Genomic DNA, 23,195 nt, shown 5'->3' with positions numbered 1-23,195 from the left:
AAGGTATCACTCAAGTCTCGGAAAAATCAGTCGAATGGCAGGGGCAGGCCAGTGTATCGCTCAGGACTCCACCCGGTTGCGGCCGCCGTGCTTGGCCCGGTACATGGCGGCATCGGCGCGGGCCAGCAGGCTCTTGCGGGTATCGCCCGGCTGCCAGGTAGCGACCCCGATGCTGATGGTGATGCGCCGGGAGAGGCCCGGCACGCTGAGCGCCGCCACATGGGCGCGCAGCCGCTCGGCAAGCCCAAGCCCCGACTCCAGGCCACAATGGCTGGCCACCACCACGAACTGCTCGGCGGCGCCGATCTCGGTATCCAGGGCGCGTTCGATGCTGTAGCGGTTCCAGGACTGCGTCAGGGGGTCGTAGTGGGCCAGCCGCTCGAGGCGACGGTTGGCCTCGGCCAGGGCCTCGCGCTCGCGGCGCAGGTCGGCATAGAGCCGGTGAATCTGCTGGGCCGCGGCCATCACCCCAAGATCCTCGGCCAGGTCCATGGCGGCCAGCCGCTCGATCCTCTCCCAGGGCGCGCTCCGGCCGCGCACCTCCTCGCGCCACTGTTCGAAGAGCTGGCCGAGCAGCGGCTGGGTAGCCGGCGCCATGGCCTCGCGGCCGCTTCTCGGCATGCCGGCCCAGGCGTGGGTCTCCCGCTGCTCGCCGCGAAACAGCAGCAGCCCCCACAGGCCGGCATCGCCCTGCATGGCGACGGTCAGCACCGCCCTGACCTGCATGGCCCGCAGGTAGTGCCGCTGGGCAGAGGAGAGCCCCCTTAACAGGGCGGACGAGAGGTCGACGGGGGCCCCCGTCAGCGGGTCTCGGCGGGGCCTCAGGGGAACGGAGGCCGCCTCGACGTCAGGGACACTGCACACCGCCTGACGCTCGAAAATTTCCCGCATCTGGGGCGGGAAGTCGCTGGCGGGAAAACGCATGCCCATCAGCGAGGGCACCTTCGCCGCCACCGACTCTGCCACCACGGCGCCGTGCCCCTCGGCATCGAAGCTGGCCACCAGCACGCGGTCGTGCCCGGTGATCGACTGCACGCCCTCCACCAGGGTCTCCAGCAGCCGGTCGGGGTGGTCGGCAGCCGCCAGCTGCGCAAGCCAGCCACTCACCGCGGCCAGCAGGCGGCGCTTATTACTGCTTGCGTGCAAAGGCTCGATCTCGACGAATACGCGCTCGCCCTGCCGATGGAGATCGACCTGCAGGCGCCGCACCTGTCCCGCCACCCGCCGAGAAATCACCACGGCGGCCGCAAGCCGGGCACGCCCCTGCAGCTCACGAGACAGCCGCTGCCAGAGGGCATGGCCCAGCACCTTCCCGGGCCCGTGCGCCAGGGCGGTATCCGGCGATACACCGGCCACCTCGGCGAGGTTGTCACTGGCCTGCAGGACCTGCCCCAGGTCTGCGGAAAGCACCAGCAGGGCGCCGCAGGACTGGATCATGCCGGACATGTCGGATTCGGCAGGTTTCGAGGAGTAGGGCATTCACGGATCCAGAGGGTGGAAGGCGGGGCGATGCCGGAATAGACCTCGACCGAGGCTCTTTATTTGCGCCGTTGCATCCTTGGTGTCAACTACTTCATCGGGCAGCACTTAGGTGCGAGATGCCAACCTTCAACCATGACTTCTGGAATCGGAGGTTTGAGCAGGCGTTTCGCCTGGCCGCCCTCCGCCGGCTCAGGCGTGGCGAATAGGGCGGCGCATTTCTGACCTGGGTCATCGTCGGCACCGGTGGCTGCCTGTTCGCCTAAAGCCTAAAGCCTAAAGGCACACTGCCGATAACGCTTTCAGACAGGCTGCCTGCCACCCTCCGGAGAGACCTTGATGACCCACCTTCTTCACCGCATCCCCATGGGCAGGAAGTTCCTGCTCACCCTGCTGCTGCCGCTGCTGGCCCTGGCCTGGTTCGCGGGCAGCGGCATCCTCGAACGCCAGCGCCTGGCCGCCAACATGGCCGAGCTGGAGGGGCTGGCCGTGCTCGCCCTTCGCGCCGGCGACCTGGTGCATGAGATGCAGCGCGAACGTAGCATGACCTCGGGCTACTACCTGGGCAGCCAGGGCAGCGAGTTCGTCAACCGCCTGGCGGCCCAGCGCTCGCAGACCGATGCCCAGATCGCGGTCCTGCGCGATTACATCGACAACATGGAGAGCCGCCTGGACGAGCGGATGCAGGGCAGTCTCGACCGGGTGCAGCAGCTGCTGGCGAGCCATGAGGGCATTCGCCAGCGGGTCGACGGCCTGGCGATCGCCGCCGAGGAGGCCATCGGCCACTACACCGCCATCAACGGCGAGCTGATGACCCTGGTCGGACGCATGACCCAGCGCACCGAGGCCGCCAGCATCACCCGCGGGCTCTCCACCTACTACGCCCTGCTCGAGGCCAAGGACCTGGCGGGCATCGAGCGCGCCCTGCTCACCAACGCCTTCGGGGCCAACGTGATGCGCGCCCCCGCCCACCAGCGCCTGCTCTCGCTGGTCGGTGAGGAAGCGGCCTTCCTGGCGACCTTCGACAGCCTGGCGAGTGCCAGCCTTCGCGAGCGGCTGGCCGAGGCGCTGAGCGGCCCGGAGATCGAGCGTCTGGTGCCGCTGCGTCAGGTGGCCGTGGAGCGCGGCGTCATGGGCGACTTCGAGGTCGATGCCGAACAGTGGTTCGACTGGCAGACGGTCAAGATCGAGCGCCTGCGCGACGTAGAGTACGCGGCGATCGGTGAGGTCGAGACGGCCGCGGCGGCCCTGCGCCGCGAGGCGCGCCAGGACCTGATCGCCTACGCCGTGGTGACGCTTGTCGCCGCGGGCCTGGCCATCCTCTTTGCCTTCCTGGTGGTGCGCAGCATCACGCGCTCCCTGCGCCTCGCCCTCGAGGATATCGAGAGCCGCGGCGGGGATCTGACCCGGCGCCTGCCGGTGCTCGGCAGCGACGAGCTCAACCGCCTCTACCGGGCGTTCAACGACGCCACCGAGGCCACCGAGCAACTGGTGGCCAATATCCGCCGCGGGGCGCTCTCGGTGGAGGTCGCCAGCGGCGAGATCGCCCAGGGCAACCAGGACCTGGCCCAGCGTACCGAGGAGCAGTCCGCCTCCCTGGTGGAGACCGCCTCAAGCATGGAGCAGATCACCGCCACCGTGCGCCAGACCGCCGACAACGCCCACACCGCCCGCACCATGACCGGCGAGACCGCCGAACGCGCCCGGGCCGCCAACGAGGTGGCCCTGCAGGCCAGCGCGGCAATGGAGCAGATCCATACCGCCAACCAGGAGGTGACCTCCATCGTCGCGGCGATCGACAACATCGCCTTCCAGACCAACCTGCTGGCCCTCAACGCCTCGGTGGAGGCGGCCCGCGCCGGTGAGCACGGGCGCGGCTTCGCGGTGGTAGCCCAGGAGGTGCGCAAGCTGGCCAGCCGCAGCGCGGAGGAGGCCGAGCAGATCCGCCGCCTGATCAGCACCAACGTAGCGCGCATCGACGAGGGCGAGCGGCTGGTGCGCACCACCGGTGAGACCCTGGCCGAGATCACTCGCCAGGTAGAGAAGGTCGCCGAGCTGGTGGCCGAGATGGCAGCGGCCACCGGTGAGCAGTCGGCGGGCATCGAGCAGATCAACCAGGCGGTCTCCCAACTCGAGGAGGTGACCCAGCAGAACGCCGCCCTGGTGGAGCAGGTGTCGGCCGCCAGCCGCTCGCTGGACGACCAGGCCAGCGACATGGCCCGGCTGATCGGCCAGTTCAAGGTGAGCGAGAGCGCCTCACTGCCCAGCGCCGAGACACCCGACGCCAGTCAGCGCGAACCCGCCTTCTCCTAGGCCTCAGGCCGACGCCAGAGCACCCGGGGGCGGCCGAGCTAAAGCTCTGCCGCCCCCGTGCCGATAAAAGGAGGGAAGCGATCGAATCAAAGGGTGCCGCGGCAGCCTGCCGGGGTGTCTCGCCTAGAACAACGTCCGCCAAGGAACCGTGCCATGAGCTCACCTCTCTATGATGCCACCAGCGTCACCGCCGTCAGTCCCGCCCTGCAGGGACTGACGCCCCGCCAGCAGATGGAGCGCGTGCTGGAGACCGCCCTGCCCGCCGCCGGCGGCGTCCTCGCCCAGGCGGAAAGCGGCCAGGTGCCGCCTAGCCGCGGTGAGCTGGTCGAGCCGATCCAGCGCATCAACGAGGTGATGCGCCACTACGGGGTGCAGTTCGAGCTGGGGGAGGTGGAGTCGCGGGTGGTGACGCGTATCGTCGACCGCGAGAGCGGCGATGTGATCCGCCAGATCCCCTCGGAGGAGGTGCTGCGGGTGGCGGAGCGCCTCGGCGAGGTGCAGGGGCGGCTGCTCAGCCTGGAAGCCTAGCGGGTGTTTGCTCAATGAGGATCTTGAGTACCGCCGGCGGACGGGATATCGAGCGCAGCAGGCAATATCACACCTGCATGTTCATCACGTCCTTGTAGGCCGTCACCAGGCGATTGCGCACCTGAGTGCCCATCTGGAAGGCCACGCTGGCCTTCTGCATGTCCACCATCAGGTCGTTGAGTTCCACGCTGGGGTCGCCGGCCTGGAAGGCCTGCGCCTTGGCCGCGGAAACCTGCTGCAGGCGGTTGATGCGCTGGATCGACGCCTGCAGCTCCCCGGCAAAGCCCCCCGCCCCCACCTGAGTGGAGACCTGCTGTCCCTTGGCCGACTGGCCGGCGGCCTGGGTCGCCAGGCTCTGCATCTGGGTCAGGGCGGACTGAATAGCCGGTGAACTCATGAAAACGCCTCGCCTGCTGCTGTTCTGGTTGACGGTAGTCGATGGCTGACAAGGCTAGCACCGGGTGGCTCGCCGCCATCGGGGCAAATGCCGATGAAAAGGGGGGCTTATTCCGGATTAGGGGTCGACGGCGACAAGGATAATGGCGTCCATCACAGTTCCGACTGCCGCCAGGGCAGCCAATCGCGAGCCATGGACGCCGATAATGCCTTTTTCTTCCATGACAGTGGCCATCGTCATTGCTCATGCCGACCCTCGGGGTGGCATGAATGAGTAATGGCGCCCAGGCCACCGGCACCCAGGACAGTTCCTCTCGCCAGGGGGCCAAGCCCTCAAGCGGCGTCGAACGCATGCTGCAGCAGCTGCGCGGCAATCCGCTGATCCTGCTGATGGTCGCCGGCGCCGCCTGCGTGGCCATCATCGTGGCGCTGCTGATGTGGGCGCGTGCGCCCGACTATCGCGTGCTCTACAGCAATCTCTCCGACGCCGATGGCGGCCGCATCGTCAGCGAGCTGGAAAGCCGTGGCGTGCCCTACCGCTTCAGCCAGGGCGGCCAGGCCCTGCTGGTGCCGACCGACCAGGTGTTCGGCCTGCGCCTGCAGCTGGCCGAACAGGGCCTGCCCCGGGGCGGCAACGTCGGCTTCGAGCTGCTCGATGACCAGGCCTTCGGCATCAGCCAGTTCGCCGAGCAGGTCAACTTCCAGCGCGGCCTGGAGGGCGAACTGGCGCGCTCCATGGAGTCGCTGGGCCCGGTGGAACGCGCCCGCGTGCATCTGGCGCTGGCGCGCCAGTCGGTCTTCGTTCGCGACCGCGAGCCGGCCAAGGCCTCGGTCATCCTCACCCTGCACCCCGGCCGCCTGCTCAGCGATGGCCAGGTGAGCGCCATCGTGCACATGGTGGCCAGCAGCGTGCCGGAGCTCTCCGCCGAAGACGTCACCGTGGTGGACCAGAGCGGGCGCCTGCTCTCGACCCAGGCCGCCGGCCGCCACGACCTGGACGGCTCCCAGCTCGACTATATCGACGAGGTGGAACGCTCCTTCCAGCGCCGCATCGAGAACATCCTGGTGCCGCTGCTGGGCCAGGGCAACGTGCGCGCCCAGGTGGCGGCCCAGATCGATTTCTCTCGACGCGAGGAGACCGCCGAGCGTTACGGCCCCAACCAGCCGCCCAACGAGGCGGCGGTGCGCAGCCGCCAGGGCAGCGTCTCCTACAACGGCGACGAGGGGCTGGCCCAGGGCATCCCCGGGGCGCTGAGCAACACGCCGCCGGGCACCGCGCCCTCCCCCATCGAGCTTGCCGAGGGCGAGGAAGGCGTCGACGCCGAGGCCCAGCAGGCCGCCCTTCAGGCCATCAACACCCTGCGCCAGGACGAGGTCGTCAACTACGAGGTCGATCGCAGCGTTTCCCACGTCCAGCACCGCCTGGGTCAGGTGGAGCGCCTGACGGCGGCAGTGGTGGTCAACTACCGCGACGATATCAACGAGGAGGGCGAGCGCGTGCGCGTGCCGCTCACCGAGCTCGAGATGTCCCAGATCGAGCGCCTGGTGCGCCAGGCCATGGGCTTCTCGGTCGCCCGCGGCGACGAGATCGAGGTGGTCAACAGCCGCTTCTCGCTGGCCACCGAAGAGCAGCACCAGCTGGAGTGGTGGCAGTCTCCCGAGATCCAGGCGCTGGCGCTCTCCATCGGCCGCTATTTGCTGGTGGCCCTGGCCGCCCTGCTGCTCTACCTGCTGATCCTGCGCCCGCTGATCAAGCGCCACAAGCCCCCGGTGGCCGTTGCAGCCCCCGGCGCCGCTCTCCAGGTACGGGTCGGCGACGGTGACGGTGACGATGAGGGAGCATCGGCAGCATCGGCAGCCGACCACGAGGCCGACGACACCTACGAACCGCCGCGCAAGCGCCGCCGCAAGGCCTCGGTGTACGAGCAGAACCTCAGCGACCTGCGCGAGATGGCCCAGGAGGACCCCCGCATGGTGGCGATGATCGTGCGCAGCTGGATGAACAAGGAATGAACAAGCCACAGAACATAAGCGGCGCCCGGCGCAGCGCCATCCTGCTGCTGGCCCTCGACGAGGACAACGCGGCCGAGGTGTTCAAGTACCTCTCGGCCAAGGAGATCCAACTGATCAGCGCCGAGATGGCCCGCCTCGACCAGGTCTCCCATGACGAGATGCGCCAGGTACTGGCCGACTTCCACGCCGAGACCGAGGAGTTCATCGCGCTGAACCTGAACTCCAGCGACCATATCCGCTCGGTGCTGACCAAGGCGCTGGGCAGCGAGCGCGCCTCCAGTCTGATCGAGGACGTGCTGGAAAGCTCCGGTGCCAGCTCGGGCATCGACGCCCTGAATCTCATGGAGGCCTCCATGGTGGCCGAGCTGATCCGCGACGAGCATCCGCAGATCATCGCCACGGTGCTGATCCATCTGGAGCGCCACCAGGCCGCCGACGTGCTGGAGCTGTTCGACGACAAGCTGCGCAACGACGTGGTGCTGCGTATCGCCACCTTCAGCGGCGTGCAGCCGGCCGCCCTGCAGGAGCTCACCGAGGTGCTCTCCGGCATGCTCGACGGCCAGAACCTCAAGCGCAGCAAGATGGGCGGCGTGAGAACCGCCGCCGAGATCCTCAACCTGATGAACTCCAGCCAGGAGGAGGCCGTCATCGAGACGGTGCGCGCTCACAGCGAGGACCTGGCCCAGAAGATCATCGACGAGATGTTCCTGTTCGAGAACCTCATGGATCTCGACGACCGCAGCATCCAGCTGGTGCTCAAGGAGATCGACACCAACTCCCTGGTGGTGGCCCTCAAGGGCGCCCCCGAGGCGCTCACGGACCGCTTCCTGCGCAACATGTCCCAACGCGCCGCCGACCTGGTGCGCGAGGACATGGAGGCCCGCGGCCCGATCCGCATCTCCCAGGTGGAGGCCGAGCAGAAGGCGATCCTTCAGATCGTGCGCCGCCTGGCCGACAGCGGGGAGATCGTGCTGAGCGGCGGAGACGACACCTATGTCTAAGCGGCTCGGTCCGGAGTCTGAGCCGCGCCCGGGGCATCCGCTACCCGGGCGCGAGGGCGAGGTGCCCTGGCAGCGCTGGGAGATGGGCGAGCTGCCCCAGGCGCGGCGCGCCGCCGGCAGCACCCCGCCCTCCCCCGAGGAGACCGCCCGGCGCAAGGCGGCCTTCCAGCGCCAGGCCGAGCTGCGCGCGCTGCAGGACAGCGCCAGGGAAGAGGCCCGCCAGGAGGGGCATCGGGAAGGCTACCAGGTCGGACAGGCCGAGGGCTTCCAGGCGGGGCTCGCCGAGGGCCTCGAACAGGGGCGCGCCCAGGCCCGGGAGGAGCTCGAGCGGCAGCTTCGCGAGACCCTGACGCCACTGCTGCCCCTGGCGGCGTCCTTCGGAGAGGCCCTGCATGAGCTGGACGAGGTGCTGGCCGAGGAGCTGGTGGAGCTGGCCCTGGCCACAGGCCGCCAGCTGGCCGGCGAGGCGCTCAAGGCGCGCCCCAAGCAGGTACTGGAGATCGTGCGCGGCCTGCTGCACACCGAGCCGGGCATGAGCGGCAAGCCACGCCTGTGGCTGCATCCCCGCGATCACGCTCTGGTCGAGGAGTACCTCGGCCAGGAGCTCGCCGCCGCCGGCTGGGTCCTGCAGCCCGACGACCAGGTCACCCGCGGCGGCTGTCGGGTGACCAGTGCCAGCGGCGAGCTCGATGCCACCTGGGAGAGCCGCTGGGCTGCGGTGAAGCGCCAGGTGCGCCGGCGCGCCGCCCCTCCGCCCCGCGAGGAAGGCGCACCATGAGCGCGGCCGACCTGCCGAACCCCTACCACCAGCATTGGCAGCAGTCGCTGCGCAAGGTGCGAGCGCGTGTCGAGAAGGCGCCGTCCTTCCGCGCCAGCGGGCGGGTGGTGCGCGCCACCGGCATGGTGATCGAGGCGATAGGCATGCAGGCCCCATTGGGCAGCGCCTGTCGCATCGAGCTGCCGGCCCCCTACAGCCACGAGCCGCCGAGCTTCGCCGAGGCCCAGGTGGTGGGATTCGCCGGTGAGAAGCTGTTCCTGATGCCGCTGACCGAGGTCACCGGCCTGCTGCCCGGCGCCCGCGTGTTCCCGCTCGGCAGCGGCGGCAACGGCGCGCGGCGCTTCCCGCTCGGCGAATCGCTGCTGGGGCGGGTCATTGACGGCAACGGCGAGCCCCTGGACGGCCTCGGCCCGCTGGATGACGCCCGGCAGGCGACCCTGCAGACCCCGCCGCTCAACCCCCTCGCCCGGGCGCCCATCGACACCCAGATCGACGTCGGCATCCGCGCCATCAACGCCCTGCTCAGCGTGGGCCGTGGCCAGCGCATGGGGCTCTTCGCCGGCTCCGGCGTGGGCAAGTCGGTGCTGCTCGGCATGATGGCGCGCTTCACCCAGGCCGACGTCATCGTGGTGGGGCTGATCGGGGAGCGGGGCCGCGAGGTGCAGGACTTCATCGACAACATCCTCGGGCCCGAGGGCCGGCGCCGTGCCGTGGTGGTGGCGGCCCCCGCCGACACCTCGCCGCTGCAGCGTCTGCAGGGGGCCTCGTACGCGACCCGTCTCGCAGAGGGGTTCCGCGACGAGGGGCGCGACGTGCTGCTGATCATGGATTCGCTGACGCGCTACGCCATGGCTCAGCGCGAGATCGCGCTAGCCATCGGCGAGCCCCCGGCCACCAAGGGCTATCCGCCCTCGGTATTTGCCAAACTGCCGAGCCTGGTGGAGCGCGCCGGCAACGCCGAGCGCGGTGGCGGTTCCATCACCGCCTTCTACACTGTACTGACGGAAGGCGATGATCAGCAGGACCCCATCGCCGACTCGGCGCGAGCGATCCTGGACGGCCATGTGGTGCTGTCGCGGGCCCTGGCCGAGGCGGGCCACTACCCCGCCATCGATATCGAGGCCTCCATCAGCCGGGCCATGACCCAGCTCATCCGGCCGGAGCAGGCGCAGATGGCACAATCGTTCAAACGCCTGTTTTCCCGTTATCAACGCAACCGCGACCTGATCAGCGTCGGGGCCTACAGCCCGGGGCACGACCCCCAGCTGGACGAAGCGGTACAGCGCTACCCCGCCCTGGAGGCATTTCTCCAGCAGCATATCGATGAGCAGGCCCCGGCCGACGCCTCCCTCGAGGGGCTGGCCCGGGCCGTCGGCGCCGCGTGAGCCATCCGGCAAGGAACGATGCGAGGAACACCGCCATGAGCCACTCTGCCTCACCGCTGAATACCCTGATCGAGCTGGCCCGCGGCTCTCGTGACCAGGCCGGCCAGGCGCTGGCCAGCGAGCGCCAGAACGAGCACCAGGTAAGTGGCCAGCTCGAGTCGCTGCAGCAATACCGCCTGGAGTATGCCCAGCGCCTGCAGCAGGCGATGCGGGACGGCATCGATCCCGCCACCATGCGCAACTACCAGCAGTTTCTCGATTCCCTGGATGCCGCCCTGGCGCGCGCCCGGGAGGCCCTGGCGGCCCAGCAGCAGCGCGTCGGCCAGCGCCAGGCCCAGTGGCAGCAGGAGCAGCGCAAGCTCTCGTCCTACGACACCCTGGCCTCGCGCCGCGAAGGCCATCAGCGCCGCCAGGAGGCACGCCAGGAGCAGCGCACAAGCGATGAACTGGTCAATGGCCGACTGGCCCGCACTCGCCACGCCGGCGACACCTGATTACCGGAGGCACCATGGATATCACGCTGCTGCTCAATTCGATTGCCGGGCCCGTACGCCCCGCCGCCCAGGCCGACAGAGCCCCCGGCCAGGCCGGTAACGGCTTCGCCCAGGCCCTTGCGAGCCTCGAGGCGGCGCCTCAGGGCCTCGCCCTGCCTGCCTCTGTGCAGAGCAGTGCACAACCTGGCGGCCCGCGGGCCGCCCAGGCGAGCCTGGTCGCCATGATGCAGGCGCTGGGAGACGATACCGAGCTCCAGGGGGATGGTGCCCTTGCCGAGATCGCCGAGCGCCTGGCGCTGATTGCCTCGGCCGGCGCACCCGCGGACGACGCCGAGCTGGGAGACCTCGCACGCGAGGCGGCACGGGTCACCCGGGAGCAGGCGGAGGGCATCGCCCTCGCCGACGGTCAGCCGCCAGCACTGGCCGAAGCGGCGGTTGCACCACTCCTGCCGGGGGATGCCAATGGTCGCGCAGCGGGCACCAAGGCGGGTGAACCGTGGCTCGCGGCCACCGCCAATGCCCTGCCGAGCAATGCCCTGCCGAGCAATGCCCTGCCGAGAGAGGCTCGCCCAACGGCCGATGGCCTGACTGCCGCCACTGCTGCCAACCCCGCCGGCCGCGAACTGCCCGCCCAGGCAGGCCGAGCCCAGGGCCTTGCCGAGGCCATGGCGCGTGCCGTCGAGGCGCCTCAGGCGCCCGGCGCTTCCGAGCTGCGCCCTGCGGCACCCGCCGAGTGGCGCAGCGAGGGCCTCGCCGGTGTGTCTGCCCCCCTCGCCGGCGCCAACGCCCCGGGCGCGGCCACTGTGCCTGGCGCAGCCGCCGCGGGCATGAGCCCGCCAGCCGCACTCACGGCACCGCTCGCCAGTGCCGCCTGGCCGAGTCAGCTCGGCCAGCAGCTGGTGATGATGGGCCAGCGCGGCGGTGAGCAGCGGGTCGAACTGCACCTGAACCCCGCCGAGCTCGGTCCGCTGACCATCTCGCTCAAGCTAAGTGAGCAGGGGGCCCAGGCCCAGTTCCTCTCCGCCCATGCCCCTGTGCGCCAGGCCGTCGAACAGGCGATTCCCCAACTGCGCGAGGCGCTGGCCGAGCAGGGCATCAGCCTGGGCGAAACCTCGGTGGGCGAGCAGCGCCACCAGGGACAGGACGAACGCCAGGCGCTGGCGGGTGGGCCGGCTACAGGCGGTAATGCCAGCGGCTCCAAGGAGCTCGACCCGAACGCCGGCGCCATGGCCGCCTCAGCCGTCCCGCTGGCCGAGGGGCGCGTCGACCTCTACGCCTGACACCCCCGCCGAACGGCCCAAAAAGCCGAGAAGGGCCCGTAACGCGGGCCTGTTTTCATCATGGACATGGCCATGGCGCAGGCATACTGCCCAGCATGGCATTCGACTCTTTTGCGCACCGCGCCCAGAGGTAGCAAGGCAATGGCAAACACCGGTGGTGGCTCACGCAAGCTGCTGTGGCTGATGGCAATTCTGGTAATCCTCTCCGTTTCTGCGGCGGGGGCGGCGCTCTATATGGTGATGGGCCAGGGAGAGCCGCGCGCCTCCCAGGCCCAGGCGATGCCGGAGCGTCGTGCGCCGATCTTCGTCAAGATCGATCCCTTTACGGTCAACCTGGCCGACGATGTTTACGGCAGCCGACTGCTCTATATCGGCATCTCCCTCAAGGTTGGCGACCAGCAGACCCGGGACATCCTTCAGGAGCACATGCCCCAGGTGAGGAGCCGCCTGCTGATGCTCTTCTCCGGTCAGGAGGCGCGCGAGTTGACCCAGCCTGACGGCAAGGTGCGGCTGGCGGAAAAGGTCATGGCCACGCTGCATGCGCCGATGACCGACAACCAGCCCGACCTGCTGATCGAAGACGTGCTGTTTACCGAATTCATCGTCCAATAAGCGGATCGAGCCCCATGTCACAAGACGATCTGCTCTCGCAGGAAGAGATCGATGCCCTGCTCAAGGGGGTCAGCGGCGAGGAGGAGCCCAGCGGCGGCAACAGCGCCGAGGACGCCCGCATTCGGCCCTACGATCCGGCTACCCAGCATCGCGTCATCCGCGAGCGACTGCATGCGCTGGACATCATCAACGAGCGATTCGCCCGTCACTTTCGCATGGGGCTGTTCAACCTGCTCAGGCGCAGTGCCGACATCACCGTGGAGGCGGTACGCTATTTGAGCTACAGCGAGTTCTCTCGCAACGTGCCGGTGCCCACCAATATCAACATGATCGCCATGAAGCCGCTGCGCGGCTCGGCGCTGATCGTCTTTCCACCGGCGCTGGTGTTCATGGTGGTGGACAACCTGTTCGGCGGCGACGGGCGTTTTCTCACCCGCTCCGAAGGGCGCGAATTCACTAACACCGAGCAGCGCATCATCATGCGCCTGCTGCACCTGGCCATCGACGCCTACGCCGAATCCTGGAAGTCGGTCTACCCGATTGAGATCAGCTTTCTGCGCTCGGAGATGCAGTCCAAGTTCGCCAACATCACCAATTCGCCCAACGAGATCGTGGTCAATACCTCGTTCAACATCGAGGTTGGCAACCTGTCGAGCAAGTTCCAGATCTGCATGCCCTACGCCATGATCGAGCCGCTGCGCGACCTGCTCTCCAACCCGCTCAACGACAGCCAGCATGACGATGGCACCTGGAAGCGCCGCATGGCCGGCGAGATCCGCCAGTCCGAGGTGGAGCTGGTCGCCGATTTCGCCAGCATTCCCACCCGCATCGCCCATGTCATGGCGCTCAAGGAGGGGGACATCCTGCCGTTGGACCTCCCCGAGACGGTCATCGCTCGCGTGGATGGCGTCCCTGTCATGGAGTGCGAATACGGTAGTCAACATGAACAGCGCGCGCTGCGGGTCTTGAGGATGATCGACCACGCCCCGAGCACCGCTTCGCCCGACACCTTCGTCAAGGAGTCGGCGCCGCCATCCAAGGAATCGAAGAATGACTGATCCCAAGAAACCCGATCAGCCCATCGGCGACGACGACTGGGCCAAGGCCATGTCCGAGCAGGAGGCAGACGATACCCAGAGCGCCGAGGACCTATGGGCCGACGCCATGGCCGAGCAGGAGGGGGGCAGCGCCCCCTCCGCTGCCGATGACGACCCCTGGGCCGAGGCGATGGCCGAGCAGGCTGCCGCCGAGCAGGATACCGGCCCGGCTGAGCCGCCCTCCTCGCCGGCCACGGCCAGGGCCGCCGGTGACAGCGTGTTCCGGCCGCTGGAGCAGGCTAGCAGCACCCGGAGAGCCCGCGACCTGGAAATGATCATGGATATCCCGGTCAAGCTGACCGTGGAGCTGGGCCGGACCCGGATCACCATCAAGCAGCTCCTGGAGCTCGCCCAGGGCTCGGTGATCGAGCTCGATGGCCTCGCCGGCGAGCCCATGGACATCCTGATCAACGGCTACCTGATCGCCCAGGGCGAGGTGGTGGTGGTGGAGGACAAGTACGGTATCCGTATCACCGAGATCATCACCCCCTCCGAGCGCGTGCAGAAACTGAACAAATGAGCGCCACCCCCATCCGCGACACGGCCACCGGCGGCCTCGAGGCCGTGAGCGTCGGCACCGACGCCCTGGTCGGCATGGCCACCCTGGGCAAGACCGCCGCCGCCCTGGCGCTGGTGCTTGTGATCATCTTCGCCGCCAGCGCCCTGCTCAAGCGGTTGCAGCTTCTTCGCCAGCCCGCTGGCGGGCGCCTGCGGGTGATCAGCGCCGCGGCCGTGGGGCCCCGCGAGCGGGTGGTGATCGTCCAGGTGGAAGAGCGCTGGCTGGTGCTCGGCGTGGGCGGCGGCCAGGTCAACAAGCTGCATGAGCTGGCGGCTCCCCCCCAGGAGGCCGCCGCCTCGTCGGGGGCCGGCTTCGAGGCCGGCGACAGCTTCGCGACCCGCTTCACCAAGGCGCTCCGGCACAATGCGGGGCTCAAGGAACGGGCCGGGACGGGACGAGGCAAGTCGTGAATCGTGCGCTCTTCCTGCTGATCGGCGCCGCCCTGCTGCTGCTGCCGGTAGCGGCCTCGGCCCAGCAGATTCCGGGGATCATCAGCCAGCCCCTGGAGGATGGCGGCCAGCAGTGGTCGCTGTCGCTGCAGACGCTGCTGCTGCTCAGCGCCATGGCCTTCCTGCCCGCCATGCTGCTGATGATGACCGGCTTCACGCGCATCATCATCGTACTGAGCCTGCTGCGCACCGCCATGGGCACCCAGGCCACGCCCCCCAATCAGGTGCTGCTGGGGCTGGCGCTGTTCCTGACCTTCTTCGTGATGGCCCCGGTCTTTCAATTGGTCTACGACACCGCCTGGGTGCCGCTCTCCGCCGAGGAGATCAACTTCGAGGAGTTCCTGGTCCTCGCCCAGCAGCCCTTCCGCGAGTTCATGCTGGCCCAGACCCGCGAGCCGGACCTGATGCTCTTCGCGCGACTGGCCGAGGTGGGCCCCATGCAGGGACCGGAGGACGTCCCCCTGCGCATCCTGGTGCCCGCCTTCGTCACCAGTGAGCTCAAGACCGCCTTCCAGATCGGCTTCATGATCTTCATCCCCTTCCTGATCATCGATCTGGTGGTGGCCAGCATACTAATGTCGCTGGGCATGATGATGGTGCCGCCGATCACCATCTCGCTGCCCTTCAAGCTGATGCTGTTCGTGCTGGTGGACGGCTGGCAGCTGATCGTGGGCTCCCTGGCCCAGAGCTTCTATATCTAGCGCCGCGATATCAAGCGCACGCCTATCTGGCGCCCACCGCGGCGCGAGGAGAGAACGATGACACCGGAAATGGTGATGGGCCTGGCCTACCAGGGCATGAAGGTGACCCTCTTCCTGGCCGGGCCGCTCTTGATCACCGCCCTGCTCACCGGCCTCACGGTGAGCCTCTTTCAGGCCGCCACCCAGATCAACGAGATGACGCTGTCGTTCATCCCCAAGATCCTCGGGGTCTTCCTGGTGCTGATTCTGGCCGGTCCCTGGCTGCTCAAGCTGATCACCGACTTCACCCGGGAGCTGTTCCTCAATATCCCGATGATGGTGTCGTGACGGGGCGGCCATGGTCGAGGTGACCTTCGCCCAGCTGCAGGGCTGGATCATGGCCTTCCTGTGGCCCTTCACGCGCATCACCGCCTTCCTGGCGGCCTCGCCGCTGTGGGGCCACTCCAGCGTGCCCAACCAGGCCAAGGTGGGGCTCGCCGCCCTGGTGGCCATGGTGATCGCCCCGCTGGTGACGCTCCCCGAGGTGCCGCTGGTCTCCTGGGCGGGATTCGGCATCATGGTCGAGCAGATGCTCATCGGCATTGCCATGGGCCTGGTGATGCACGTTACCTTCGCCGTGGTGCAGGCCACCGGCGAGTTTATCGGCCTGCAGATGGGCCTGGCCTTCGCCACCTTCTTCGACCCGAGCAGCGGCACCAACATGGTGGTGCTGTCGCGCTACCTCTACATGGTCACCCTGCTGATGTTCCTGGCCTTCAACGGCCACCTGATCGTGCTGGAGATCCTGGCGACGAGCTTCGTGACCCTGCCCATCGGCCTGGGCGGCTTCAACGCCGGCGCCTTCGAGATGCTGGCCCGCTACGGGGGCACCATCTTCATGTCGGGGATGCTGCTGGCCCTGCCGCTGGTGGGCCCCCTGCTGATCATCAACCTGGCACTCGGCATCCTCAACCGCTCCGCTCCCCAGCTCACGGTCTTCAACATCGGCTTTCCCGCCTCGCTGACCGTGGGGCTCGCACTGATGATGGTGCTGATGACCGATATCGGCCGCTTCCTGCAGAGGCTCTTCGCCAGCGCCCTGATGTTCATGCGTGAGCTGCTCGACGCCCTGGCACCGCTGGCATAAAAAAGCCCGGGCGGTGGTGCGCCAGGGCAAGGGACACCGGGTGCCGAGAGTGGCAGCACCCGGATCAGGGAAGGTTAGACGTCGGGCGGGAGGGAGGGAATCAGCGCAGGTAGTCGAAGAGCGACATGCTCTTGATATCCACGAAGGCGCGCTGGGCCGCCTGCAGCCCGACCTGGCGCAGGCTGTACTCGGAGATCGCCTCGGCGTAGTCGAGATCGACGAGATCCGACAGCGTCTGCTCGTAGTTGAGCATCCGGTTGCCGGCCACCGAATCGACCACGTCCAGCTCGTTGAGGCGCGCGCCCACGGAGGCACGCACGGTCAGCACGTTGTCCAGGTTGTTGTCGAGCTCGCGCATCACGGTATTGATGGTATTGCGAAACAGGGCGCGGTTTTCGGCGGTGCCCTGCTGGTCCATCTCCAGCACATCGATGGCCTCGCGTAGCGAGCGGAACAGGTCCTGGTTGGCCTCCGGGGCATTGGCCGGGCGCACCTGGATGGCATCCCCATCGGCGGGCGTGCCCTGAAGGGTAATGCTGACGCCGGCCACCGTCAGGCTCTGCCCGGAGGTGAAGGGCTCCTCAGCAAGTAGCTCGCTGCCGTCAGCGGCAGTGGCACGCACCGAAGGCTCCCCAGAATCCTCGTCGACCGTGAACGCCAGGGTAAAGGGCTGGCCAAAACCATCGGCAGAGGGGTCGACGCGGCTGGGGCCGGAGGTAAAGGTCAACGATCCCTCATTGCGGGCCCCATCATCGCGCTCCGCCCGGGCCACGAAGCCGGCCCCGCTCGGCACGCTCTGGAAGATAGCCTTGCCATTCTCGGCCACCGCCATCAGGCGCGAGGCATCGATACGCTGCTCGCGGGCATTATCATCGCCCTGGTAGCCGATCACCGCTGCGCGGCCATCGCCAGACTCGGTGCGGACGAAGGGCGGCGAATTATCCTGATAGCCACCGAACAGGTAGCGTCCGTTGCCATCGGTGGCGTTGGCCTGGCCGATCAGCGTCTCGTAGACACCGCGCAGCTCAGAGGCCACCGACTGCCGGTCGGCATCGCTCAGGGTATCGCTGGCCGCCTGCACCAGCAGCGTCTTGGCGCTGGTGATGGCGTCCCCCACGCTGTTGAGCACGCTCTCCGTCTGCGCCAGAGTATTGCGCGCGCTGATACGGGCATCGGCGTACTGCTGGGTCACCGCCTTGGCCTGGCTGACCGCCACGGCCCGGGACGCCGCCTGGGGGTCGTCGGAGGGGTTGACCACCCGACGCCCGGTGGCGATCTGCTGGCCGACCTTCAGAAAATCGCCCTGCTGGCGGTTCAGGGAGTTGATGCTCTGCTCGTACATGGTGACGGTGCTGATACGCATCGCTTGAGTCTCCCTGATCAGCTACGCAGGCCGAGGATGGTGTCGAAGAGGGTGGAGGCGGTGTCGATGACTCGCGCATTGGCCGCATAGAACTGCTGATAGCGCAGCAGGTTGGCGGCCTCCTCATCCAGGTTCACGCCGGATTCGGACTGCTGCACGGCGCGCAGCTGGTCGGTCAGACCCTGGCGGGCCTCCAGGTTGACCTGCACCACGTTGGTCTTGTTGCCCACATCGCTGACCATGCTGGCGTAGGCCTGGTTGAAGGAGGCGCGACCGCCCACCAGCAGCTTGTCCTGCAGGCCTTGGAGGGCCAGGGCATTTTCGTTGTCACCGGTAGCACCGCTGAGTCCTGCGGCGATCTGATCCGTCTCGGTGAACGCCGTCTCGAATCCCTGGGCCGCACGTCGGACGGGCTGAACCTCGAAGCGATCACCTGCCTGGGGGGCGTCAGTGAAGCTCAAAGTGATACCGCCAAAGCTCAGCAAGTCACCGTCCAGCGGCTGGGTGAAGCGCTCGCCTCCCTGCTTTACGGTGATTTCAGCGGTAGCGCCATCAAGGAAGCGAATGCTGTAGTCGGTGGCCCTAAGCGCACCGATGTCAGTGGCATCGAAGCTAGCCTCAACCGCGATATCTGCACTGTTGCGAGAGTGACCAAATACGACCGGCTCACCGATCTCGAAGAAGTCGCCACCCGGCTCCCCGGCCAGGTCCATGCCCTTGGCATGCTGCTCGTTGAAGCCCACCGCCAGTGAGATGGCCAGTTGCCCGATCTGGTTCTGGGTCTTGTCCAGGGTCTCGGTGCGGAACTCCATCAGCCCCCCGAGGGTGCCGCCCTTGACGGTGTTCTCGGGCAGGGCCACCAGGCCACCGCCGGAATCGCGGTAGCCCAGAATGGTACGCTGGGGGTCATTCGGTGAATCCATGGCCTCCAACTTGTAGTGGTTGGTGCCGGAGACCAGCGGCTGGCCGTTGGGCAGGCTGATGTTGTAGCTCTTGCCATCCTGGATCACCAGGCGCACGTCCATGCGCTCGCTGAGCTCGGCCACCAGCTGGTCACGCTGGTTGAGCAGCCCGTTGGGCGCCTCGCCGCTGCGTGCCCGTGCCAGGGCGATCTCACGATTGAGCGTCGCTAGCTGCTCGGTGGTGTTGTTGATCTGGGTGACCTCGTCGTGGATCTGGCCGTTGATGCCCTGCTGCATGTCCTGCAGGTAGCTGTCGAAGGCGCGGAACTGGGCGGTCAGGGTCTGGGCGGTGCCCAGCACTCCCTGGCGGGCCGCCGGGTCGGAAGGGGCCCCGGCCAGGTCCTCCAGCGACGAAAAGAAATTCTGCATCAGCGGCGCCAGGCCCGCCTCGCGGTCGGCCAGCAGGTTGTCGATCTGGCTGATCTGGTTGCCATAGGTACGCAACGCGCTGGAAGCACTGGTCGAGGCGTTGAGCTGCGAAGCCACGTACTGATTGAACTGACGCTGGATATCGTTGACCCGCACCCCGCCATCGCCACGCCCCTCCCCCAGGATCGTCACCTCGCGGTTGTAGCCCGGCGTATAGACGTTGCTGATGTTGTTGCTGGTGGTGTTCAGGGCATTCTGGGCGGCATTGAGACCGCTCAGGCCGATGGAGAAGATACTCATGGTCAAAAGATCCTTGGGCCGTCGCTCTGGCTATCGGCCGCGGCAGATTTTTCTTTAGGAGCCGGCGCCCCTTGCCAGGCGACCGCTCAGTAGCGCAGGAACACCAGCGAATCCGATGCGGGCGCACCGCGGCTGGCCAGCATGCTGGTGCCAGCCGCCCCGTTCAGGGTACCCATCACCGCGATCAGCTTGTCGGCATAGGCCGGGTCGGTGGCATAGCCCCCCGCCTGCAGCGCCTGGGCGGCCTGCTCGGCGCTGCCCGCGCTGAGCACCCCGGCATAGCGGGGGTTGTCGCTGATCAGGCGCGCATAGTCGGTGAATGACTCCTCGAAGGAGCCATAGACCCGGAAGGTATCGGTCATCCGGGTGCGCTGGCCGTTCAGGTACTCGTGGGTCACCACCTCGGTGGTGGGCCCCTGCCAGCGGCTGCCCGCCTTGATGCCGAAGAGGTTATGGCTGTTGCGGCCATCGGCGGTGGCGATCTCATGGCGCCCCCAGCCGGTCTCCAGCGCCGCCTGGGCGAGTATCAGCTCCGCCGGCACGCCGGTCTGACGACTGGCGGCGCGGGCCGGCCCCTCCAGCTTGTCCACGAAGGCCTGCACATGGGATGGCACCGAGCCACTGTCGCTGCGGGAGGGAGCCTGGCTCTCTGCCGGAGCCCCCGGCAGTGAGCCCTTCGGCCTTGCGCCATCGGCGACTCGGGATTGAACGTCGCGGGCCTGCGGCTCACGAGAGGACGGTGCCGCCGCCAGCGGCTGGGCGGCCAGCTCGCCCATAAAGCCGGCGGGCGAGGCCTCGAGGGCCTCCATAAAGCTGGCGGGGGCCGACTCGGCGGCCTTGGCGCTGGGCGTGCTGGGCTCACCTGGCGTTCCCGGAACCGCAGCCGGCGGCGTCTCGCTGTCAGCCTCTTCGTCCAGCAGCGCATCCTTAAGCGGCCGCGGCGCCCCGCGGGGAATGCCGGCGATCAGCTCATCCACTGCGCTGCCGCGCTGCTCCTGCCCGGGCACCATCCCGCCGCGTTCCAGCTGGGCCACCAGCTTGTCGGCCAGGCCGATGCCGCGAGAGGCCATCACCTGGGACCACTGCTGGTCGAGCATCGACTGGTAAAGGTCGGTGGCCTGGCTCTCCATCAGCCCGCTCTGGGGGATGGTGTCGCGCATGCTCTTGAGCATCATCTGGATGAAGAGCGCCTCGAACTGCTCGGCGGCGCCGCGCACCCCATGGCTCGGGTCCTGGCGGGCGGTGTGCTTCAATCGGTTCAGTCCCTGCATGTCCAGGGCGAACTGGCTGCCGGTGTCCTGCACGCTCATCAGAGGATCTCCAGGTCGGCGCGCAGGGAGCCTGCGGCCTTCAGCGCTTCGAGGATTGCCATCAGGTCCTGGGGCGTGGCGCCCAGCGCGTTGAGCGCGTTGACCACATCGACCAGATCAGCGCCTTCCACCACACGCAGATAGGCATCCTGCTCATACATCGAGATATCGGTATCGGGGACCACCACGGTCTCGCCCTGGCCAAACGGGGCGGGCTGGCTCACCCCGAAGCGGGTGTCGATCACGATCGAGAGGTTACCGTGGGCCACCGCCGCACGGCGCAGGGTCACGGCGCTGTTCATCACCACCGAGCCGGTGCGCGAGTTGAGCACCACCTTCGCCGGCGCCTCGGTGGGGGTCACGCGGATGTTCTCCACCTGGGCCATGAAGTTGACCCGGGAGTTCTCCGTCATCGGGCCATCCAGGGCGATCACCCGGCCGTTGCGGGCCGAGGCCACCGGGCGTCCGAACTCCTGGTTGATGGCGTTGACCACGCGCTGGGCGGTGCCGAAGTCGGCCTGCTTGAGCTCGAGTTCCAGCAGCCCACCGTTGGCGGCGAGATCCAGCGGCACCTCACGCTCCACCATGGCACCACCGGCGATGCGGCCGCTGGCCAGCTGGTTCACCTGCACCGAGCTGCCGCCGCCCTCGGCACCGGCACCGGCCACCAGCAGGTTGCCCTGGGCGATGGCGTAGGTCTCCCCGTCGGCGCCCTTGAGCGGCGTCATCAGCAGGGTGCCCCCGCGCAGGCTGCGCGCGTTGCCCACCGAGGAGACGTTGATGTCGATGCGCTGACCGGGCCTCGCGAACGGGGGGAGATCGGCGGTGATCATCACCGCTGCCACGTTGCGCAGCTGCATGTTGGTGCCGGGGGGCACGGTGATGCCGAGCTGCGAGAGCATGTTGGTCAGGCTCTGGCCGGTGAAGGGCGCCTGCATGGTCTGATCGCCGGTGCCGTCCAGTCCGACGACCAGGCCATAGCCCACCAGCACGTTGTCGCGCACGCCGGCAAAGCTTGCCAGCTCGCGAATGCGCTCGGCCTGGGCAGGCAGGGCCACGAGGCAGGCCAGCGACACCAGCAGCAGCCTGACGAACCAGCGCGAAGGTCGGCGTGAAGACGGGGTTGTGGCAACGACAGCCTGCATACTGCCCCCTAGAACGGCGAAATATTGAGGAAGAAGCGCTGCAGCCAGCCCATGTGCTGTGCCTCGCTGATATAGCCGTTACCCACATACTCGATGCGCGCATCGGCGACGGAGGTGGAGGGCACGGTATTCTGACCGCTGATGGTGTGCGGGTTGATGACCCCGGAGAAGCGGATGAACTCGACCCCCTGGTTGATGCCGATCTGCTTCTCGCCGCGCACCCGCAGGTTGCCGTTGTGCATCACCTCCAGCACCGAGACGGTGATGGTGCCGGTCATGCTGTTGCTGGCCTGGGAGCCGCCGCCGCCATTGAAGCTGCTGTTGCCACCCAGAGTGCCGGACAGATCGATGCCTTGCTCAGCCAGGCGCTCCAGCACATCGGGCAGCGCCGACAGATCGAGCCCCGCCGAGCCGTTGCGGCTCATGTTCGACTGGGAGTTCTTGCTGGCGCTGACCTGTTCATCCAGCACGATGGTGAGGATGTCCCCCACCATGCGCGGCCGGCGATCCTCGAACAGCGGCTGGGAGCCACGATGCGCCTGATAGATGGAGCCGTTGGCCATGGGCGGGGGCGGCGGCGTGATATTGATCTGCTCCTGCTCCCCCACCACCGAGGCCCGCGGCACCTGGGCACAGCCCGCCATCGTCAGCAGGGCCAATGCCACCATCAGCATCGCCCCACGGCGCACGCTCGAAGCCATCTTCATCATCTCGCTCACCCGTTCACGACCGGTTACAGCTGGCTCAGGCGGGCCAGCATCTCGTCGCTGGTCTGCACCGCCTTGCTGTTGATCTCGTAGGCGCGCTGGGTCTGGATCATGTTCACCATCTCCTCCACCACGTTGACGTTGGAGGTCTCCACATAGCCCTGGAAGAGACGCCCGGCGCCGTTCATGCCCGGCATGGTCTCGTTGCGCGGGCCGGAGGAGGTGGTCTCCAGGTAGAGGTTGCCGCCGATGCTCTCAAGGCCCGTGGCGTTGACGAAGGTGGAGATGCTGATCTGGCCCACCTCCAGGGACTGGGTCACCCCGGGCTGGCGCACCGAGACGATGCCGTCCTCGCCGATGGAGATCGACAGGGCGTTGTCGGGGATGATGATGGCCGGCTCCAGCGGATAGCCGTTGGCGGTAACCATCTGGCCGTTCTCGTCGAGCTGGAAGCTGCCGTCGCGGGTGTAGGCGGTGGTGCCGTCGGGCATCAGCACTTGGAAGAAGCCGTTGCCGTTAATGGCGAGGTCCCGGGAGTTGCCGGTGTTCTCAAGCCCGCCCTGGGTGTGCAGGCGCTCGGTGGCCACCGGACGTACGCCGGTACCGACCTGCATGCCGGAGGGCAGGCGGTTCTGCACGTCGTTCTGGGCGCCAGGCTGGCGCAGGTTCTGGTAGAGCAGGTCTTCGAACACCGCACGGCTGCGCTTGAAGCCGTTGGTGCTGACGTTGGCCAGGTTGTTGGAGATGACGTCCAGCTTGACCTGCTGGGATTCCAGGCCGGTCTTGGCGGTCCAGAGTGACTTGATCATGATCGTTATCCTTGAGCCT

At 67.8% G+C, this 23,195-nt stretch carries 23 protein-coding genes; 15 read left to right on the top strand and 8 right to left on the bottom strand.

Going from position 1 to position 23,195, the window contains the following annotated elements:
- Nucleotides 1–60: 60 nt before the first annotated feature.
- A complete protein-coding gene (locus DER72_RS06915; RefSeq protein ID WP_110069271.1) occupies nt 61–1,479 on the bottom strand; it encodes a diguanylate cyclase domain-containing protein in 1,419 nt (472 codons plus the stop codon).
- A gap of 339 nt (nt 1,480–1,818) precedes the next feature.
- On the opposite strand from DER72_RS06915, the gene DER72_RS06910 reads away from it, so the two are divergent.
- Nucleotides 1,819–3,792 carry a methyl-accepting chemotaxis protein gene (locus tag DER72_RS06910; RefSeq protein ID WP_258306228.1) on the top strand — a complete coding sequence of 658 codons (1,974 nt, stop codon included), beginning with the start codon at nt 1,819–1,821 and terminating at the stop codon, nt 3,790–3,792.
- Between the two features lie 153 nt (nt 3,793–3,945).
- Complete coding sequence (locus DER72_RS06905; protein ID WP_110069270.1) at nt 3,946–4,320, top strand: flagellar protein FlaG; 375 nt, start codon at nt 3,946–3,948, stop codon at nt 4,318–4,320.
- 67 nt (nt 4,321–4,387) lie between these two features.
- Here DER72_RS06905 and fliE read toward each other — a convergent pair whose 3' ends face one another.
- Entirely contained in the window at nt 4,388–4,717 is a 330-nt protein-coding gene (fliE, locus tag DER72_RS06900) for a flagellar hook-basal body complex protein FliE (RefSeq protein WP_110069269.1), read from the bottom strand.
- 269 nt (nt 4,718–4,986) lie between these two features.
- Here fliE and fliF point away from each other — a divergent pair, with 269 nt between their 5' ends.
- From fliF to fliR, 13 genes are all read left to right on the top strand, one after another.
- Nucleotides 4,987–6,729, top strand: coding sequence for a flagellar basal-body MS-ring/collar protein FliF (gene fliF / locus DER72_RS06895; RefSeq protein WP_110069268.1), 1,743 nt, complete (start codon nt 4,987–4,989; stop codon nt 6,727–6,729).
- Nucleotides 6,726–7,730, top strand: a complete 1,005-nt coding sequence (fliG, locus tag DER72_RS06890; protein ID WP_110069267.1) for a flagellar motor switch protein FliG — start codon at nt 6,726–6,728, stop codon at nt 7,728–7,730. The genes fliF and fliG overlap by 4 nt, the downstream gene beginning before the upstream one ends.
- Nucleotides 7,723–8,508 carry a flagellar assembly protein FliH gene (locus DER72_RS06885; RefSeq protein WP_110069266.1) on the top strand — a complete coding sequence of 262 codons (786 nt, stop codon included), beginning with the start codon at nt 7,723–7,725 and terminating at the stop codon, nt 8,506–8,508. Before fliG ends, DER72_RS06885 begins: the two co-directional genes overlap by 8 nt.
- The gene (fliI, locus tag DER72_RS06880; RefSeq protein WP_110069265.1) at nt 8,505–9,893 is read left to right on the top strand and encodes a flagellar protein export ATPase FliI; all 1,389 of its coding nucleotides are present in this window, start codon (nt 8,505–8,507) and stop codon (nt 9,891–9,893) included. The genes DER72_RS06885 and fliI overlap by 4 nt, the downstream gene beginning before the upstream one ends.
- 35 nt (nt 9,894–9,928) lie before the next feature.
- On the top strand, nt 9,929–10,387 hold the full coding sequence (gene fliJ, locus DER72_RS06875) for a flagellar export protein FliJ (RefSeq protein WP_110069264.1): 459 nt from the start codon (nt 9,929–9,931) through the stop codon (nt 10,385–10,387).
- A 14-nt stretch (nt 10,388–10,401) separates the two neighbouring features.
- Nucleotides 10,402–11,667 carry a flagellar hook-length control protein FliK gene (locus DER72_RS06870; RefSeq protein ID WP_110069263.1) on the top strand — a complete coding sequence of 422 codons (1,266 nt, stop codon included), beginning with the start codon at nt 10,402–10,404 and terminating at the stop codon, nt 11,665–11,667.
- Between the two features lie 72 nt (nt 11,668–11,739).
- Nucleotides 11,740–12,279 (top strand): flagellar basal body-associated protein FliL, encoded by a 540-nt coding sequence (fliL, locus tag DER72_RS06865; protein WP_309064160.1) that lies wholly within the window; start codon nt 11,740–11,742, stop codon nt 12,277–12,279.
- 14 nt (nt 12,280–12,293) lie between these two features.
- Entirely contained in the window at nt 12,294–13,337 is a 1,044-nt protein-coding gene (fliM, locus tag DER72_RS06860; RefSeq protein WP_110069261.1) for a flagellar motor switch protein FliM, read from the top strand.
- The gene (gene fliN, locus DER72_RS06855) at nt 13,330–13,896 is read left to right on the top strand and encodes a flagellar motor switch protein FliN (protein WP_110069260.1); all 567 of its coding nucleotides are present in this window, start codon (nt 13,330–13,332) and stop codon (nt 13,894–13,896) included. Before fliM ends, fliN begins: the two co-directional genes overlap by 8 nt.
- Nucleotides 13,893–14,345 (top strand): flagellar biosynthetic protein FliO, encoded by a 453-nt coding sequence (gene fliO, locus DER72_RS06850; protein ID WP_110069259.1) that lies wholly within the window; start codon nt 13,893–13,895, stop codon nt 14,343–14,345. Before fliN ends, fliO begins: the two co-directional genes overlap by 4 nt.
- The gene (gene fliP / locus DER72_RS06845; RefSeq protein ID WP_110069258.1) at nt 14,342–15,085 is read left to right on the top strand and encodes a flagellar type III secretion system pore protein FliP; all 744 of its coding nucleotides are present in this window, start codon (nt 14,342–14,344) and stop codon (nt 15,083–15,085) included. The genes fliO and fliP overlap by 4 nt, the downstream gene beginning before the upstream one ends.
- 57 nt (nt 15,086–15,142) lie before the next feature.
- On the top strand, nt 15,143–15,412 hold the full coding sequence (gene fliQ / locus DER72_RS06840; RefSeq protein ID WP_110069257.1) for a flagellar biosynthesis protein FliQ: 270 nt from the start codon (nt 15,143–15,145) through the stop codon (nt 15,410–15,412).
- Nucleotides 15,413–15,422: 10 nt separating this feature from the next.
- On the top strand, nt 15,423–16,211 hold the full coding sequence (gene fliR / locus DER72_RS06835; RefSeq protein WP_110069256.1) for a flagellar biosynthetic protein FliR: 789 nt from the start codon (nt 15,423–15,425) through the stop codon (nt 16,209–16,211).
- A 100-nt stretch (nt 16,212–16,311) separates the two neighbouring features.
- Here fliR and flgL read toward each other — a convergent pair whose 3' ends face one another.
- The 6 genes from flgL to flgG all read right to left on the bottom strand — a co-directional run bounded on the left by flgL (nt 16,312) and on the right by flgG (nt 23,176).
- Complete coding sequence (gene flgL, locus DER72_RS06830) at nt 16,312–17,574, bottom strand: flagellar hook-associated protein FlgL (RefSeq protein WP_110069255.1); 1,263 nt, start codon at nt 17,572–17,574, stop codon at nt 16,312–16,314.
- A gap of 17 nt (nt 17,575–17,591) precedes the next feature.
- On the bottom strand, nt 17,592–19,205 hold the full coding sequence (flgK, locus tag DER72_RS06825) for a flagellar hook-associated protein FlgK (protein WP_110069254.1): 1,614 nt from the start codon (nt 19,203–19,205) through the stop codon (nt 17,592–17,594).
- Nucleotides 19,206–19,291: 86 nt separating this feature from the next.
- Nucleotides 19,292–20,515, bottom strand: coding sequence for a flagellar assembly peptidoglycan hydrolase FlgJ (flgJ, locus tag DER72_RS06820; protein ID WP_110069253.1), 1,224 nt, complete (start codon nt 20,513–20,515; stop codon nt 19,292–19,294).
- On the bottom strand, nt 20,515–21,660 hold the full coding sequence (locus DER72_RS06815) for a flagellar basal body P-ring protein FlgI (RefSeq protein ID WP_110069252.1): 1,146 nt from the start codon (nt 21,658–21,660) through the stop codon (nt 20,515–20,517). The genes flgJ and DER72_RS06815 overlap by 1 nt, the downstream gene beginning before the upstream one ends.
- A gap of 8 nt (nt 21,661–21,668) precedes the next feature.
- On the bottom strand, nt 21,669–22,361 hold the full coding sequence (locus tag DER72_RS06810; RefSeq protein ID WP_375153266.1) for a flagellar basal body L-ring protein FlgH: 693 nt from the start codon (nt 22,359–22,361) through the stop codon (nt 21,669–21,671).
- A 32-nt stretch (nt 22,362–22,393) separates the two neighbouring features.
- Nucleotides 22,394–23,176 carry a flagellar basal-body rod protein FlgG gene (gene flgG, locus DER72_RS06805; RefSeq protein WP_110069250.1) on the bottom strand — a complete coding sequence of 261 codons (783 nt, stop codon included), beginning with the start codon at nt 23,174–23,176 and terminating at the stop codon, nt 22,394–22,396.
- Nucleotides 23,177–23,195 lie beyond the last annotated feature (19 nt).

Source organism: Halomonas sp. A11-A (assembly GCF_003182195.1).
GTDB classification, from domain to species: domain Bacteria; phylum Pseudomonadota; class Gammaproteobacteria; order Pseudomonadales; family Halomonadaceae; genus Halomonas; species Halomonas alkalicola.
This window is presented reverse-complemented; position numbering and strand designations above follow the sequence as displayed.